The 16135-nt window shown below is 69.3% G+C and carries 15 protein-coding genes; 7 read left to right on the forward strand and 8 right to left on the reverse strand.

The window, feature by feature from the left end:
* The first annotated feature begins 2 nt into the window (after positions 1-2).
* The 3 genes from U2P90_RS05450 (at position 3) to U2P90_RS05460 (ending at position 3070) form a co-directional block, all read left to right on the forward strand.
* Positions 3-461 (forward strand): prepilin-type N-terminal cleavage/methylation domain-containing protein, encoded by a 459-nt coding sequence (locus U2P90_RS05450; RefSeq protein ID WP_295817733.1) that lies wholly within the window; start codon positions 3-5, stop codon positions 459-461.
* Complete coding sequence (locus U2P90_RS05455) at positions 458-1297, forward strand: PilW family protein (protein WP_322474114.1); 840 nt, start codon at positions 458-460, stop codon at positions 1295-1297. Before U2P90_RS05450 ends, U2P90_RS05455 begins: the two co-directional genes overlap by 4 nt.
* 108 nt (positions 1298-1405) lie before the next feature.
* On the forward strand, positions 1406-3070 hold the full coding sequence (locus tag U2P90_RS05460) for a CTP synthase (RefSeq protein ID WP_322474115.1): 1665 nt from the start codon (positions 1406-1408) through the stop codon (positions 3068-3070).
* A gap of 7 nt (positions 3071-3077) precedes the next feature.
* Here the strand turns inward: U2P90_RS05460 and coaE are convergent, their stop codons facing one another.
* Positions 3078-3701, reverse strand: a complete 624-nt coding sequence (gene coaE / locus U2P90_RS05465; RefSeq protein WP_322474116.1) for a dephospho-CoA kinase — start codon at positions 3699-3701, stop codon at positions 3078-3080.
* 316 nt (positions 3702-4017) lie between these two features.
* Between coaE and U2P90_RS05470 the strand changes: the two genes are divergently transcribed.
* Positions 4018-4731: a hypothetical protein gene (locus U2P90_RS05470; protein WP_322474117.1), complete on the forward strand. Its 714-nt coding sequence runs from the start codon at positions 4018-4020 to the stop codon at positions 4729-4731.
* A 295-nt stretch (positions 4732-5026) separates the two neighbouring features.
* A complete protein-coding gene (locus U2P90_RS05475; RefSeq protein WP_295817716.1) occupies positions 5027-6211 on the forward strand; it encodes a tetratricopeptide repeat protein in 1185 nt (394 codons plus the stop codon).
* A gap of 185 nt (positions 6212-6396) precedes the next feature.
* Here the strand turns inward: U2P90_RS05475 and U2P90_RS05480 are convergent, their stop codons facing one another.
* The 5 genes from U2P90_RS05480 to U2P90_RS05500 all read right to left on the reverse strand — a co-directional run bounded on the left by U2P90_RS05480 (position 6397) and on the right by U2P90_RS05500 (position 11175).
* Complete coding sequence (locus U2P90_RS05480; RefSeq protein ID WP_322474118.1) at positions 6397-7104, reverse strand: ABC transporter ATP-binding protein; 708 nt, start codon at positions 7102-7104, stop codon at positions 6397-6399.
* Entirely contained in the window at positions 7104-7868 is a 765-nt protein-coding gene (locus U2P90_RS05485; protein ID WP_295817708.1) for an ABC transporter ATP-binding protein, read from the reverse strand. Before U2P90_RS05485 ends, U2P90_RS05480 begins: the two co-directional genes overlap by 1 nt.
* A complete protein-coding gene (locus tag U2P90_RS05490) occupies positions 7865-8788 on the reverse strand; it encodes a branched-chain amino acid ABC transporter permease (protein ID WP_295817705.1) in 924 nt (307 codons plus the stop codon). Before U2P90_RS05490 ends, U2P90_RS05485 begins: the two co-directional genes overlap by 4 nt.
* Positions 8789-8924: 136 nt before the next feature.
* Positions 8925-9899, reverse strand: coding sequence for a branched-chain amino acid ABC transporter permease (locus U2P90_RS05495; protein WP_295817702.1), 975 nt, complete (start codon positions 9897-9899; stop codon positions 8925-8927).
* A 121-nt stretch (positions 9900-10020) separates the two neighbouring features.
* On the reverse strand, positions 10021-11175 hold the full coding sequence (locus U2P90_RS05500) for an ABC transporter substrate-binding protein (protein WP_322474119.1): 1155 nt from the start codon (positions 11173-11175) through the stop codon (positions 10021-10023).
* 193 nt (positions 11176-11368) lie between these two features.
* On the opposite strand from U2P90_RS05500, the gene U2P90_RS05505 reads away from it, so the two are divergent.
* The gene (locus U2P90_RS05505) at positions 11369-12337 is read left to right on the forward strand and encodes a HAMP domain-containing protein (protein ID WP_322474120.1); all 969 of its coding nucleotides are present in this window, start codon (positions 11369-11371) and stop codon (positions 12335-12337) included.
* Positions 12338-12341: 4 nt separating this feature from the next.
* Positions 12342-13340: a FadR/GntR family transcriptional regulator gene (locus U2P90_RS05510; RefSeq protein ID WP_322474121.1), complete on the forward strand. Its 999-nt coding sequence runs from the start codon at positions 12342-12344 to the stop codon at positions 13338-13340.
* Positions 13341-13530: 190 nt separating this feature from the next.
* Here the strand turns inward: U2P90_RS05510 and U2P90_RS05515 are convergent, their stop codons facing one another.
* Positions 13531-15237, reverse strand: coding sequence for a helix-hairpin-helix domain-containing protein (locus tag U2P90_RS05515; RefSeq protein ID WP_322474122.1), 1707 nt, complete (start codon positions 15235-15237; stop codon positions 13531-13533).
* An 88-nt stretch (positions 15238-15325) separates the two neighbouring features.
* Positions 15326-16111: a histidinol-phosphatase HisJ family protein gene (locus U2P90_RS05520; RefSeq protein ID WP_322474123.1), complete on the reverse strand. Its 786-nt coding sequence runs from the start codon at positions 16109-16111 to the stop codon at positions 15326-15328.
* Positions 16112-16135 lie beyond the last annotated feature (24 nt).

Below are 16135 nucleotides of genomic sequence, written 5' to 3' on the forward strand. Positions count from 1 at the left end.
ATATGGAACGGGGCGGGCGGCTGCACGGGGCCCACGCCGGCTTCACCATCATCGAGATCCTGGTGACCATCGCGCTGCTCAGCGTGATCGTGCTGGTCGTCCTGACGCCCCTGACCGGCTTCTTCGGCCTGACCCGGCGCAGCAACGACCAGGTGACAGCCACGCAGATCACGCAGCGGGCCCTGGAGACCATCCGGGGCGAGTGGCTCAGCGTGGCCCGCTACGATCAGCGGTGCGTGAAGACCCCCCTGCCGACGACCTTTCCCCCCCTGGACATCCAGATCACGAACCTCGACCCGGACGGCCAGAGCCTGGGAAGCGTGCCGTGGCGCGGCGAATGCGACGCGGTGGCTCCCCTCAGCCCCCCGGACCGCGCCCCGCTGCGCCGCGTGCAGGTCACCCGTTCGGACGATACGGGCCGGGTGCTGTCGCAGCTGACCGTGCTCGTCGACCGGCCATGAGCCGCGCTGCTGGTCGCCGGCACGCCGGAGCCGGGTTCACCCTGATCGAGCTGCTGGTCGCGCTGGCCCTGGGCGTGGTCATCCTGGCCGTGGTGAGCGACCTGCTGATCTCGTCGTCGCGCAGCGCGTCGGATCTCCAGGGCCGCAACGAGCTGCTGGAGGAGAGTCAGATCGCCCAGAACTACGTGGTGGGCCAATTGCGCGAGGCCGTCTACGTCTTTGCGCCGGGCACGGCCCTGAACCTGGGCACCGACGCCACCACCCGGCGGCCCGGCGGCAGCGCGTGGCAGGTGGGCAGCGCCGAGTGGCCGGTCGTGTCCGTGGTGCGCCCCCCGCAGCGCGTCGACCGTCCCTGCGCCACGCCGTCCGGGCCCGACCCGGAGGCGTGCTATCAGTTTCTGGCGTACTACCCCCTGCCGCGCGACAGCTGGGTGGACGGCACCAGCGGCGCGGACGACCCCGGCCCGGACGCGGTGAACGGGAACCGCTGGGTGCTGGTCGAATACCGCGCCATCTACGCGGCGGCCCCACCACTCGCCACGCTGGGCGGGGCGACCTACGCCCCCCCGGCCGGCGGCGCGGCGCGGCTGCTGCTGGACTATGTGCAGCCGCCGGCGCTGGCGCTGCCGGACACCCCGCCCCTGTTCACCCTGGACAACCTCCGCACGACCGGCACGTGGACGCAGGCTCCGGGCGATATCGGCGTGACCGTGAACCTCGCCGCGTCGCGCCGGATCGCGGGGCGGGACGTGACCGTGCCGAACCGGGGGACGGAGGCCGCCGCGTCGGTCACGACGGTGGTGGCGGTGCCGCGCAACCTGGGCAAGCTGCCGTAGGTGCCCCCCGGTGCCGGCGTGCTATCCTGAAATCCCGGAGGCCGAGCGCCCCGGTTTTTCATTTTGGCCCCACCCCACCGCGTCTGGGGGTCATGCGCTCGGAAGGACATGAAGTACATTTTCGTCACCGGCGGTGTGGTCAGCAGTCTCGGCAAGGGGGTCGCCAGCGCCAGCCTGGGTGCCCTGCTGCGGGCCCGCGGCTACCGCGTCACGGCCGTGAAGATCGATCCGTACATCAACATCGATGCCGGCACCATGCGCCCCTACGAGCACGGCGAGGTCTTCGTGACCGCGTCCGGCGCCGAGACGGACCTGGACATCGGCAACTACGAGCGCTTCCTCGATCTGGACATCCCGCCGGGCAGCAACATCACGACCGGGCAGGTCTACCAGGAGGTCATCCGCAAGGAGCGGGCCGGGGACTACCTGTCGCAGACGGTGCAGGTCATCCCGCATGTCACCGACGAGATCAAGCGCCGCATCCGCGCGGCTGGCGAGTCGGCGGGTGCCGAGATCGTGCTGATCGAGGTCGGCGGCACGGTGGGCGACATCGAGTCGCTGCCGTTCCTGGAGGCCATCCGGCAGTTCCGCTTCGACGAGGGCGACGAGAACGTCCTGTTCCTGCACCTGACGCTGGTGCCGTACCTGGGCACCAGTAACGAGTTCAAGACCAAGCCGACCCAGCACAGTGTGGCGACCCTGCGCTCCGTGGGCATCAGCCCGGACATCGTCATGGTGCGCAGCAAGGAGAAACTCCCGCCGGAGATCACCCGCAAGATCGCGCTCTTCACCAGCGTGCGCGAGAACCGGGTGTTCTCCAGCTACGACGTCTCGCACGTGTACGAGGTGCCGCTGGCGCTGGAGGAGCAGGGCCTGGGCAAGGCCGTCGAGGACCTGCTGGGCCTGGAGCGCACCATGCCGAACCTGGGTGTGTGGACGAACGCCGTGCGCACCATCAAGCAGCCCACCCGGGAAGTGACCATCGCCATCGCCGGGAAGTACACGGCCATGCCCGACGCGTACCTGAGCCTGATGGAGTCGCTGACGCACGCCGGGATCGCCAACGACGCCCGCGTGAACATCCGGTGGGTGAACGCCGAGGAACTGGCCGAGGGCGGTGACCTGGCCACGCAGCTGGGCGACGCCGACGGCATCCTGGTGCCCGGCGGCTTCGGGATCCGCGGGATCGAGGGCAAGATCCGCGCGGCCGAATACGCCCGCACCCACGCGGTGCCGTATCTGGGCATCTGCCTGGGCATGCAGATCGCGGTGATCGAGTATGCCCGGCACGTGGCCGGTCTGACCGGGGCCAACAGCAGCGAATTCGACGAGTACGCGCCTCACCGTGTCATCGACCTGATGCCCGAGCAGCTGGACGTGGCCGGCATGGGCGGCACGATGCGCCTGGGCGACTGGCCCATGGAACTCGCGGCCGGGAGCACCATTGCCGCGCTGTACGGTGTTCCGCAGGGCGGCACGGTACGCGAACGCCACCGCCACCGCTTCGAGGTGAATCCGGCCTACACGGATCAGCTCGGGGCCGCCGGCCTGACCATCAGCGGCGTGACGCCGGGGATGAACGGGCGCGGCGCGGGGCTCGTCGAGAGCATCGAGATCCAGGGGCACCCGTTCTTCGTGGCGCTCCAGGCGCACCCGGAATTCAAGAGCCGTCCCATGCGGCCCAGTCCACCGTTTGCCGGCTTTGTCGCGGCGGCGCTGGCCCAGAAAGCCCACGCGTCCGCCCAGGCCGTGGGCGCCACCGTCCAGGGCTGAGCAGCCCTCAGCCCTGAGTGGGGCGCAGCTGGATGCCGAGCGTGTGCAGCGCGGCGTCCAGCTGCGCCCCCAGCGCTTCCGGCGGGCCGGCGTTGTCGATGACGACGTCGGCCCGCCGCCGTTTCTCGTCTGCGGGCGTCTGCCGGGCGTCGCGGGCCAGCACCTCCTCGCGGCTCAGGCCGCTGCGGGCCATGACGCGCCGGACACGCTGCTCCAGTGGCGCGTCCACGACCAGCACGGCGTCCATCTGGGCGTCCAGTCCACCCTCGAACAGCAGGGGAACGTCCTGCACGATCCACGGCTCGCCGCGCCGCGCGGCCTCCTGCTCCAGCGCGGCCATGCGTGCCCGCACGCGCGGATGCACGATGGCGTTCAGGTCGGCCAGCGCGGCCGGATCGCCGAAGACACGTCCCGACAGCGCGGCGCGGTCAAGCTGCCCCCCCACGACCGTCCCCGGGAACCGCGCCCCGATCTGCGCGACCACGGCCGGCTCCTGCGTGACCAGCCGCGCCTGCTCGTCGGCGTCCAGCACGGTCAGGCCCCGCGCCCGCAGCAGCGCCGCCACGCTGCTCTTGCCGGCCCCGATGCTGCCAGTCAGGCCCAGCCGTCCGGGTTGGTGCACTTCGCTCATCCTGGACGCACTGTAGGGCACGCCCGCCTGCCACATGGACAGAGAGTCTGAACGGGGGCCGCTGCCTTCGCAGCACAGCCGCATCCCGTAACGCTCAACGTTAATGAAACATATCTTAACGCCGTTCTGGACGCTCCCCAGCGGGGGCGGCCGCTTGTGCGGTGGCGCACGGTTCACATGCCGTTATCATGACTATGTCAGGGAGAAGTCAGGTCAATCGACCGGCGGTTGCCACGTGTGCGTGGAGGAACCAAGGAGTGTTGTTATGCTGATCCAGCCACGTGTAGCTCAAATCGTCTCTGCTGAACCGCCGGTTGTGCTGGGCGGCCCGCTCTCGCTGACCCTGTCGGCCCGGAGGGTCGTGCGCCTGCTGGCCGTCACCATGATCGTCCTCGTGCTGTGCAGTGCCCTCGCCACGTGGATGGAACGGACGCTGGGCGACTTCCCCGGCCGGGATCTGTTCGGCGACCTGTTCCAGGTCAGTGCAGAGGCCAACATGCCGGCCCTGTTCTCCGGGATCATCCTGGCTGTCGCCGCCGCCCTGATGGGCGTGATCGGCCTGGCGCGGCGGGCGGCCGGCGCGCCGCTGGCCCGGACGTGGCTGACCTTCGCCGGGGTGCTCGCGTACCTGTCGGTGGACGAGGTCGCGCAGATCCACGACCGCACGACCATGGGCATGCGGCAGCTGGTGGGAGACGTCGGGATTCTGCACTACTCGTGGATCGCACTCTACGCCGTGGTGGTCGTCGTCGTCGGTGTCCTGAGCATCGCCTTCCTGCGCCACCTGCCGGCAGGCACCCGCAACCGCCTGATCCTGGCGGGGTTCCTGTACGTCCTGGGCGCCATGGGCCTCGAGGCCGTCGAGGGCCTGCTGGAGTTCTCCGGGCAGTACCGTTCGCTGGCCATGCCGATCCTCGTGCACATCGAGGAGACCCTGGAGATGGGCTCGGTGATCCTCGTCATCGCCACGCTGCTGTCGTACATGAAGGCGCAACTTCCGGGCCTGCGGATCACGGCTGCCATGGAGTGACGACAAGTGCGGTAGTGACGCCAGCCGTGCCGGCCAGATCTCCTGGCCGGCACGGCCTGTTGCCTGCCCCGCAGACATCCGGCCCGGCAGGAGAGTGCCTGTCACCCGTCAGACGACCGTCAAGTGAGGCGGACAGACTGGCGGCGTGTGTGCCGGCGATCCACCCTGCGCCCCTCACGGCGACTTCACCCGTCGGTGAAGCGCGTTCCCGTATCATGCCATCATGTCCCACCCGGGCAGGCTGTGCGCTGGGTTACCCAGCGGCCCGTCGCCTGATCCCCACGGAGGTTTCCGAGTGAATTTACGCCCTACCCTCATCAGCCTGCTGGCGCTGGGTGCGCCGCTGGGTGCCGCGCGTGCCCAGACCCCGCCAGCCGCGCCGCCGGCCCAGACCGCGCCGGCCCCGGCGGTTCCTGCCGCCCCCCAGACGCGGCCCATTCCAGCGGCGAACTACGTGGCGACGGGCGTGTTCTACTACGAACAGGGCAAATACGACGAGGCGTACGTGGCCTTCCGCGCCGCATCGGAACTGGATCCGCGCAATGTCAACGCCCTGCTGGGTCTGGGACGCACGCAGGTGAAACTGCGGCTGTACAGCGCCGCCACCGAGACCCTCAAGCGCCTGATCGCGATCGACAGCCGCAACATCAGTGCGTACATCGCCCTGTCGCAGGCGTACCAGCAGCAGTACATCGGTGCCGGCGACCGGGCCAGCGTGACCGGCAACCTGAACGAGGCCCTGCGCGTCCTGGCCGACGCCGAGACCCTGGCGCAGGCGCAGTCGGGCACCGACCGGAACGTCAGCCTGAGCAAGGTGTGGAACGAGCGCGGCTACGTCTACAAGCTCCAGGGCGACGGCCCTCAGGCCATCGACGCGTTCAAGCAGGCGAGCAGCCTGAACCCGGACAACTCGATCTTCCTGTACAACCTGGGCGACATGTACTACGCGACCGGGAACCTCCCGCTGGCGCTGGACTACCTGCAGCAGGCGGTGATCGCCGATCCGCGAGACTCCTTCAACCGTGCGTACTACGCCAAGCTGCTGGCCCTGAGCGGCAACGTCTCGGCGGCCCGCCCCGAGGCGGCGCAGGCGGCGAAACTCGCGCCGAACAACGCCTACGCGGTCGGGCAGTACGGTGTGGTCAGCTATCTGGCCAAGGACACCGTCACGGCAGCCGCGCAGCTGAATGCCGCCGTGAAGCTCGACCCCCTGCGCTACCCGGAGTTCTACTACTACCTGGGCCGCCTGAATCTGGACGCCGGTGACCTGAAGTCTGCCCGTGAGAACCTGACGCGGGCCGCTGCGCTGGGCAGCAGCACGCCCGAATACGCGTACTACCTGGGCCTGAGCTACGAGCGTGGCGCCGGTCAGGTCGCCCCGGACCGCGTCAAGGCCCGCGAGAACTACCAGCGCGCCCTGAAACTGAACCCGAACTACAAGCCCGCCCAGGACGGTCTGGCCCGCGTCGGCACGAGCTGACTGACTGATATTGCAGAGGAGCCGCTCCAGACCGGGGCGGCTCCTCTGCGTTGATGTGGCCTTGGAGCATTTGTCCAAATGACAGCATCAGACCAACAGCGTCTGATGCTTCCATTCTTCCAGATCCTCAGTCAAAGTCACTCGCTCCGCTCGGTCATAAAGAAGGGATCTTGATGACAAATGCTCTATCCGCCCAGATAGGCGTGCAGCACGCGCTCGTCATTGACCAGTTCGGCACTGTTGCCGTTGAAGGTCATCTGCCCGGCCTCCAGCACGTACGTGCGGTGCGAGGCGTTCATGGCGAGCCGGGCATTCTGCTCGACCAGCAGGATGGTCACGCCCTGCGCGTTCAGGTCGCGGATGATACTGAAGATCTCCCGCACGATGATGGGGGCCAGGCCCAGCGACGGCTCGTCGAGCAGCAGCAGCCGGGGGCGGCTCATCAGGGCGCGGGCGATGGCGAGCATCTGCTGCTCCCCGCCGGACAGGGTGCCCGCCAGCTGGTTGCGGCGTTCGCCCAGACGCGGGAAACGCTCGTACATCTCGGAGACGTCGGTCTTCACGGCCGGGCCGCTGCGGGTGTAGGCCCCCAGCTCCAGATTGTCCTGCACGCTCTGCCGCGCCAGCACCTGTCGCCCCTCTGGGCTCTGCGCGATGCCCAGTTTCACGGCCTCGTCGGCGGGCACCCGCGTGATGTCGCGCCCCGCGAAGCGCACGCTGCCCGACACCGGCCTCAGCAGCCGCGACACGGCCCGCAGCGTGGTCGTCTTGCCCGCCCCGTTCGCGCCGATCAGCGTGACGACCTCGCCCTCCTCGACGGTCAGCGACAGGCCGCGCACCGCCTGGATCGCGCCGTAGTTGACGCTCAGGTTCTCGATTTCAAGCAGGGGCATCACTCACCTCCCAGGTACGCTTCGATGACCTTCGGGTCGCGCTGCACCTCGGCCGGATTGCCCACGGCGATCAGCTGCCCGAAGTTCAGGACGGCCACCCGGTCGCAGAGGTTCATGACCAGCGGCACGTGGTGCTCGATGACCAGCACGGTCAGGTCGAACTGGTCGCGCACCTGTCTTATGAACGCGGTCAGCTGCCCCTTCTCGGCGGTGTTCATGCCGGCGGCCGGCTCGTCGAGCAGCAGCACGCGCGGCTCGGTCGCCAGGGCGCGGGCGATCTCCAGGCGGCGCTGGTCGCCGTAGCTGAAGTTCGCGGCGAGTTCCCCGGCGCGGTCGCCCATGCCGACCAGATCCAGCAGTTCCCACGCCCGGCGCTCGACCTGTGCCTCCTCGGCGCGGGCCCCGCCGAACACGCCGCGCCACAGGCCGGTGTGGGTACGGGTGTGCTGCGCGATCTTCACGTTCTCCAGCGCCGAGAGGCCCCGGAACAGGCGGATGTTCTGGAAGGTGCGGCTCAGGCCCAGCGACGCCACGCGGTTGGGTTGCAGCCCCGTGACCGTCTGGCCCCGGTACACCAGCGTGCCGCTGCTGGGCGGCGTCAGGCCGGTCATCAGGTTGAAGAGTGTGGTCTTGCCCGCGCCGTTGGGGCCGATCAGCCCGAAGATCTCGCCCTCCTGCACGTCGAAGGACACGTCGTTCACGGCGATCAGGCCGCCGAAGCGCCGCGTCATGTTGCGGGCCTCCAGAACGGTGGTGCCGGTCATGGGTTCACCTCTGCCGCTTTCACCGGGCGCTGCGGTGGACGCGGACGGCCCAGTTTCTCCAGCGCCCCCACGATGCCCTGCGGCAGGTACAGGCTCGCCACGACCAGCACCAGCCCGTTGATCACCAGTCGCCAGTCGGCCAGGAAGCGCAGCACCTCGGGCACGGCGGTCAGCAGCGCGCCGCCCACCACCGGCCCCCAGATGTTGCGGCTGCCGCCGATCAGCACGAAGGCCAGGATGGCAATGCTGGCGTCGAAGGTGCCCTGCCGCGCGTTCCACGAGCTGAGCAGCGGGGCGCTCATGGCCCCCACGATCCCGGCCAGCACCGCCCCGATCACGAAGGCCAGCACCTTGTACTGCGTGGGCGGCACGCCCATGGCGTCGGCGGCCAGCTCGTCCTCGCGGATCGCCCGCAGCGCCCGGCCCACGCGGGAGCGCTCCAGCTGCCGCGCGAACAGCAGGGTCAGGATCAGCAGCGGCGCGAAGATGAAGATGTACTGCCAGCGGTCGGCAATGCCGAAGGGCTGCGGAATCCCGAACAGGCCGATGGCCCCCCCGGTGATGGTCAGGTTCAGGCTGATCACACGCAGGATCTCCACGAACGCGATGGTCGCCAGCGCCAGATAGATGCCGCGCAGCCGCAGCGCCGGCACCCCGACCACGACGCCCAGCACGCCGCACAGCAGCGCCGCGACCACCCACGTCAGCGGAAACATGCCGTTGCCCAGCGTGTCGCGCAGGCCAGCGAAGGCCGGATTGGTGAGCATGATCGCGGCCACGTAGCCGCCCACCGCGTAGAAACCGGGACTGGCGAGGCTCAGCTGCCCCGCCTGGAGGGGGAAATACAGGCTCAGGCCCAGCAGGCCCGCCTGGATCATGGACACGAGAAGAAAGCCGTAGGTGGCGAGGAAGTCGGTCATGACATCTCCGGGCTGTTCCGTGGTCGTTGGCGGAACAGCCCCGACCGACGGGAGAGGGAGCAACGACGGGTTTCGCGGAATGTAGGACTGCCCGGTGCTGTCCTGGGCAGGTCGGAATGGAGCGAAAGCCGTCGCATCACACCTTCTGGATGGCGCTCTTGCCGAGCAGCCCCTGCGGACGCACGAGGAGGATCACGAACAGCAGCGCGAAGGCCACCGCGTCCTTGTAGGCGGAATACTGCGCCGGCACGAAGGCCTCGGCCAGACCGATCACCAGGCCGCCCAGCACCGCGCCGGGAATGCTGCCCAGGCCGCCCAGCACGATCACCGCGAGGCCCTTGAGCCCGTACACGACGCCGAAGTATGGTCCGGCCACGCCGAAGGCAGTGCCCACCAGCGTGCCCGCCAGCCCCCCCAGGAAGCCCGACAGGAAGAAGGTGATCAGGATGAAGCGGTCGACGCTGATGCCGAGCAGCGAGGCCGTGGTGGGATTCTCAGCCACCGCCCGCAGCGCCTTGCCGATCTTGGTGCGCCCGATCACGTAGCCCAGGATGACCAGCATGACCAGACTGACGGCGAAGATGATGACCTGCACGGTGCGGATGATGACGATCTTGCCGCCCAGCGTGAATGACAGTGCCGGAGGCGTGTCTCCGTACGCGTCCGATGGGAAGTTGTAGATCTCCGCGCCGACCAGCAGCTGGATCAGGTTCACGATGACCAGCGCCACGCCCAGCGAGCTGACCAGCGCCAGCAGCGGGTCGGCCCCGCGCGCGCGCATGGGCCGGAACGCGAGCCGCTCGATCAGCACGGCGACCAGCCCCGCGCCGATGGCTCCCAGCAGTGTGGCGAACGCGAAGGTGAGCGGCTGCCCGGAGAGCGGCGAGCCGTCCGGGAACAGGTTCACGCCCTTGAGGAGCCCGTTGTTCTCGAACTGCCCGACCACCAGCGTGTACGTGAAGTACGCGCCCAGCGTGAACACCGCGCCGTGCGCGAAATTGATGATGCCCAGGATCGAGAACACCAGCGTGTATCCCAGCGCGAAGATCGCGTACACGCTCCCGATCGCCAGACCGTTCATGAGGTTCTGGACGAACTGACTCAGCTCCATGTGTCTCCTTTCAGACGAACGCCGCCAGCGTCCGTGGGGGGCTGACGGCGGAGGGCAGTGGGCTCCGTTCGGGGGCCACGGACGCGACGGGACGTGCCCGCGGCCCCCCGCCCACCGCTCCTTACTTCAGGTACACGAAGGAACCGGTCTTCGCGTCCTTCATCTTGATCTGCGCCACGTAGAACTCGGCCTGGTTGACCTCGCCCTCCTTGTCGAAGGAGATGGGGCCCAGGGGCGTGTTGTACTTGCCGGCCAGGATCTGCCTGTTCAGCTCGACACGCAGGGCGGGCAGCTCCCAGGTGTTCAGCTTCTTCTTGCGGTCGATGACCCGCAGCGCCTCGACCATGACCTGCACGCCGGCGTAGGCCTGGGCGGCGAACTGCGGCGGGGCCTTCTTGTACTGGGCGGTGTAGTCCTTGACGAAGACCTGGTTGGCGGCGCTGGCCTGTGCGGGGCTGTAGGCCTGGGCGATGATCACGCCGTCGCACAGCTGCTGGCACACCGGGAACATGTTGCTGGTGTTCAGGCCGTTGCCGCCGATGATCAGGCCCTTGTAGCCCAGCTGCCGCAGCTGCTTGACGAGGTTCCCGCCGTCGGCCGCGAGGCCGGAGATGATCACGAGCTGCACGTTCGAATTCAGGACGGCCGTGACCTGGGTGGTGAAGTCCGTGTCGGTCGTCTGGAACTTCTGCACGGTGGCGACGTTCAGGCCCTGGGCCTTGGCGGTCTCCTGGAAGGTGCCGGTCTCGCTGGTGGAGAAGGCGTCGTTCTGCGCGTACAGCACGGCCACGTTCTTGATCTTGGGATCGAGCTTCAGCGCCTGTTTGACGGCATTGGGCGCGACCACGGCGACCGGCGCAGACACGCGGGCGATGAAGTCCCCGATCTGCGGGATGTTCTTGGCGGTGTTGCTCGGGCCCAGCACCGGCACCCTGGCGCGGTCGGCGATCGGGTCGGACGCGAAGGCCTGCTGCGACAGGGTCGGCCCGACGATGCCCAGCACGCGATCCTTGGTGATCAGGTTCTGGAAGGCGTTGATGGCCCCGGCCTCGTCGCCGCCGGTGTCCTGGAACACGAGCTTGAAGGGGGTGCCGTTGATCCCGCCACGGGCATTGAGGTACTTCTCGGCGAATTTCGCGCCGATGACCTGTTCCTGGCCGAGCAGCGCGGTGTTGCTGGTCTGGGCGACCGCGACGCCGATCACGATGCTATCGACCTTCTGCGCCTGCGAGACGCCGAGGGACAGGACGAGGGTGGCCGTCAGGATTCGCTGCATGGAAACTCCTTGGGTCGCGCACCGGTGTCTCCGGGCGGACGCGGTGCTGCCGTTCCGGACGCGTGGCGCGAACACGGACGGGCTTGTGTTGAAGGACGACGTGAGTGTAGGCTGAGCCCACACTTTAAGTCAACTGTTTGAATGTTCAGATCAATGTACTGAGTACAACGCTCTGGGCGCCCCAGGAGTCCGCATGACTGTCACGACCACCCCTGCCCCGCTGGCCCTTCCCCGTGTGCCCCGCCGCGTGGGCCTGCACACCAAGGCGCTGTTGACCACGGTGCTGCCGGTGCTGGCGCTGGGTCTGCTGACCGCCGTGATCCTGACCGTGCAGCGCCGCGCGGAACTGGGCACCATCAACCGTGCCCTGGGGCAGACCGTGTCGAGCCTGCTGGCATCCACCCTGGACGTGCAGGATCTGAACCTCGTGGACACGCAGCTGCGGGCGGCCGTCGCCCCGCCCAGCGTGGCCTTCGTGGACGTGCAGCCCGCCGGGGACGCGCCGCGCTACTTCACTTCCGACGACCGCGAGAGCGACTGGGTGCTGCGCCCCGCGCTGGACGCCTTCCTGAGGGAGCAGCCCGGCCGCACCCAGTTCACATGGCACGACACCCGTGCCGACGCCTACCGCGCCGCCCTGAGCGGCCTGCAGCCCGGCACGCCTGACAGTGTCCGCGAGCACCTGCAGGCCCGGGTCGAGGCCCTGAGCGCCACGCAGGGGCAGGCGACCGCGTATCAGGTCACGCAGGTGGGCGTGTACGAGACGCCGGCGGGTTCCCGTGCCCTGCAGTTTCCCGGCGATGCCCAGCCGCCGGGCACGCTGCTGTTCCACCTCACCATCGGGGTCACGCTGGGGGAGCTGAACGCGGCGCTGGCGCGGCAACTCCAGCTGGTGCTGCTGGCATGTGCGGCGATTGCGCTGTTGGCCGCCGCAGTCGCGTGGCGCTCAGTCCGCCGGCTGGTGCGCGTCATCATCGCCATCACGGCGGCCGCACAGCATGCCAGCCTGGGGCACCTGGGCGATCCCATCACTGTGAAGTCCGGCGGGCGGCCTGACGAACTCACGGATCTGGTCACCGCCATCGAGCGCCTGCGGGTCAGTCTGCACCTCGCCCTGAGTCGGCTGCGGCCCGCCGGCCCGTCCACCGGCAAGGGACAGTGACCCCGTGAGCACCGGCCCCGGCTCCATCACCCCGGACGATCCCTTCCTGACCGGCCCGCTGGAGAAACGCTCGCTGGGCGAGCACATCGCGCAGCACATCCAGACCCTGCTGCTCGACGGTTCCATCCGCCCCGGCGACACGCTGCCCAGCCAGCGCGAACTGGCGCAGCGCTACGGCACGTCGGTGGCCGCCGTGCGCGAGGCCATCAGCATCCTGTCGGCAAGTGGCGTGCTGGACGCCCGGCCCGGTCGGGGCACCGTCATCCTGCCCGTCACGCAGCAGGCCCCCGGCATCAACCTGTGGCTCGGGGCCGTGCACGACGAGGCCGAGGCCCACGCCTTCCTCGACACGCGGCAGGCGCTGGAGCACTACACCATTGCCCGCACCGCGCGGCACGCCACGCCGGAGCAGCACGCCGACCTGCTGGAGCACCTGCACCGCATGCGCGACGCCCAGGGCGAACCCGAGGCCTTCATCCAGGCCGATCTGGCGCTGCACATGGCGATCGCCCAGGCCGCCGGGAATCCCGTGGTGCTGCGGCTGCTGCGGGCCATCCACATGCCGCTGGCGAACCTGCTGCGGGCCATCAGCACCGACCTGATGCTCAGCGGGCGCTTTCCCGCCCTGTACACCACGCACGAGCACATCATCCACGGCATCATCCGCCGCGATCCGGCCGCTGCGACCGCCGCCTTTGACCACATGCTCGACCAGACCACCGAGGGCGGCACCCTGGAACGCGCCCTGGGTCACCCGGAGCGGCCCGAACCGCCGCTCGGCCCGGCCTTCCTGGAAGACCTGCACTGGAACCTGACCCGCCTGATCGGCCCCATGGCCGACGTCCTGATCCCTGAGGCCGCCAGCGAACTCGGCCTCGACCCCGACGCGATCACGCGCACGCACCTGGGCCGGTATCTGGGCAACCTGGCCAGACAGCTTCCCGACGGCAAGCAGGCCGAATGGGCCGCGCTGGGGGGGCTGCTGGAGAAACGGTACGGGTGAGGGAGGGGCTGTGGGCTATGAGGAGGGGCGGTGCTGATTCCGATGGTGCGGCGGGCTAACCCCTCTGCTACGCAGCTCTGCGATTCCGCCCCTGCGGGGCACCTCCCCTCAAGGGGAGGCAAGGATGTGCTCGTTGGCTCCCCCCCAGGGGAGCTGGCCGCGTAGCGGACTGAGGGTTTAGCCCGCCCCGCTACCGCCCCCCTCGCTGCCTCGCCACGAACGCCAGGAACGCCTCCCGCTCCAGCGTGTTCACCACATGTTCCGGTGTCAGCCCGGCTTTCCGAGCAACCATCACGCCGTATTTCGCGTCGCTCAGGCCGCTGGGCACGTGGGCGTCGGTGTTGATGGCAAATTGTACGCGGTCACGCCAGCGCAGGGCCACGCGCCAGTCGAGATCGAGGCGGTAGGCGTTGGCGTTGATCTCGACCACCGTGTGATTGGCCTCGCACGCCGCCAGCACGGCGTCCAGATCCAGCGCGTAGCCGGGGCGGCGCAGTTCCAGGCGGCCGGTGGGGTGCCCCAGGATCGTGACCAGCGGGTGGCTGGCGGCGCGGATCAGGCGCTCGGTCTGGCGGACGGCGTCCAGCGTGAACAGGCTGTGGACGCTGGCGACGACGTAATCCAGTTCCGCCAGCACATCGTCCGGGTAGTCCAGCGAGCCGTCGTCGAGGATGTCCACCTCGGCCCCCGCGACCAGGGGTACGCCAGCGGCCTGAAGTTCGCGCACCTCTTTCAACTGGGCCTTCAACCGCTCGATGCTCAGGCCGTTCGCATAGTGCGCGGCGCGCGAGTGGTCGCCGGTGCCCAGGAAGCCGTGGCCCAGGCGTACCGTCTCGGCGGCCATGTCCGCAATGCTGGCCGCGCCGTCCGACCACGTGGAGTGCGTGTGCAGCATGCCGCGCAGGTCGCTGACCGTCACGAGCCGATCCGGGTGGGGGAGGGTCGGCCACACGTCGTCGTGTTCGGGGTCGCGGTACTCGGCGGGGCGCAGGGGCAGCCCCAGAAGCTGCATGGCGTCGGCCTCGGTGGGCGTGTCGAGCGCCACCCCGTCCCGTTTCAGGCCACGCCCGCTGAAGTCGAAGCCCCTGGCCTTCGCGTCCTCGCGCAGCGCCTCGCGGTAGGCGGTGCTGCCGCCCATCATCAGATCGAGTGCTCCCCGGATGCCCGGTGTGGGCGCGTAGGCGATCTCGACCGGCACGCCGTCCACCCGGCCGGCGAACAGCGGTTTCTTCTCGACCGGTTCCAGCCCCTCGATCACGCCGGCCAGCCGCTCCTGCACCTGCTCGGGCGGGGCGGTCACGGTCACGCGGGCCACGCGCACGGTGTCCAGGCCCCGGCGCACGTCGCCGGCGATACGCGGTTCCAGGCCGTCCAGGCGGCGGCACAGCGCCTCGACCACCTCCAGCGCGGTGCTCAGGTGCTGGCGTTCCTGGGCGCTCAGGGCGAACTCCACCGCCTCCAGAAAGGACGCCGCACTCTTCGCGCCGAAGCCCTTCAGGCCCGCCACCCGCCCGTCGCGGCACGCCTCGCGCAGGCCCTCCAGCGAGTCGATTCCGGCGTCCCAGAGTGCCCGGATCTTCTTCGGCCCCAGCCCGCGCACGCGGAACAGGCTCAGCACGCCCGCCGGGATCAGGCTCGCGGCGTCCTCCAGCGGCCCGAACATGCCGGTCTGCACGTACTCGGCCAGATCCGTCGCAATCGCCTTGCCGACCTTCGGGATGCCCACAAAGTCGCGGGCCACGAGCGCCTCGATCTCGTCCGGCACGCCCTCCAGCGAGCGGGCCGCACTCCGGAACGCCTGCGCCCGGAACGGATCGTCGCCCACCCCCAGCAGGTCGAGCAGGTCGGCGGTGGTCTTGAGCACGCCCACCAGGGATTTCTTGCTGATGTCGGACATGGGGTTCAGAGTAGCGGGCGGCGGAGAAGTGATGAGTGATGGGGGTGATCGGGGCTGGGGCTCCTCACTCACTGCTCGGGCCTCATCACTACCCCCGCCGCGTCCGCCCCTGATACGTCACCACACGCCCATCCACGTCGTGGATCTGCTTGATGGCCTCGGTGAAGTGGAAGCCGACCTCGCCGGGTTTGTGGGCGTCGCTGCCCAGCACGAAGGGGATGTGGCGTTCGGCGGCGTGGCGGGTCAGGTCGGGAGCGGGGTAGGCCTCGTGCACCGGCTTGCGCCACCCGGCGGTGTTGAAGTCGAGGCTCAGGCCGTGCGTGGCGATCACGTCCAGCGCGTGCAGGGCCGCCGCGCCGTCTGGGTCGCGGTGGCCGAACTTCTTGGGCAGGTCGAGGTGCCCGACCGAGTCGAACAGGCCGCTGCGGGCCGCCCCCTCGACCAGCGCGTAGTAGTCGCGGTACAGCCCGCCCAGGTCGCGGGCGTCGTACTCGGCCACGAATTCCGGGTTGTCGAAGCCCCACGCGCCGAGGTAATGGATACTGCCGATCACGTAGTCCCACGGGTGGCGGCCCAGCACGTCCTCCACGAACCGCTCCGTGCCGGGGTGATAGTCGGCCTCCAGGCCCAGGCGGACGTCCAGCCGCCCGGAAAACTCGGCCTGCACGGCCTGCACCTCGTCCACGTACTGCGCGAGCTGATCCTGGCGCATGCGCCACGGCGCGTCGTACCACGCGGGCATGGGCATGTGGTCGGTAAAGCAGATGCCGTCCAGGCCGGCCTCCAGCGCCGCCTGCGCGTACTCGCGGGGCGTGCCGGTCGCGTGCCCGCACAGGGGCGTGTGCATGTGCGAATCGAACAGCGTGGAGGCCATGCCCACCAGGGTAGGTCAAAGTCC

This window comes from Deinococcus sp. AB2017081, from assembly GCF_034440735.1.
In the GTDB taxonomy this organism is placed as follows: domain Bacteria; phylum Deinococcota; class Deinococci; order Deinococcales; family Deinococcaceae; genus Deinococcus; species Deinococcus rufus.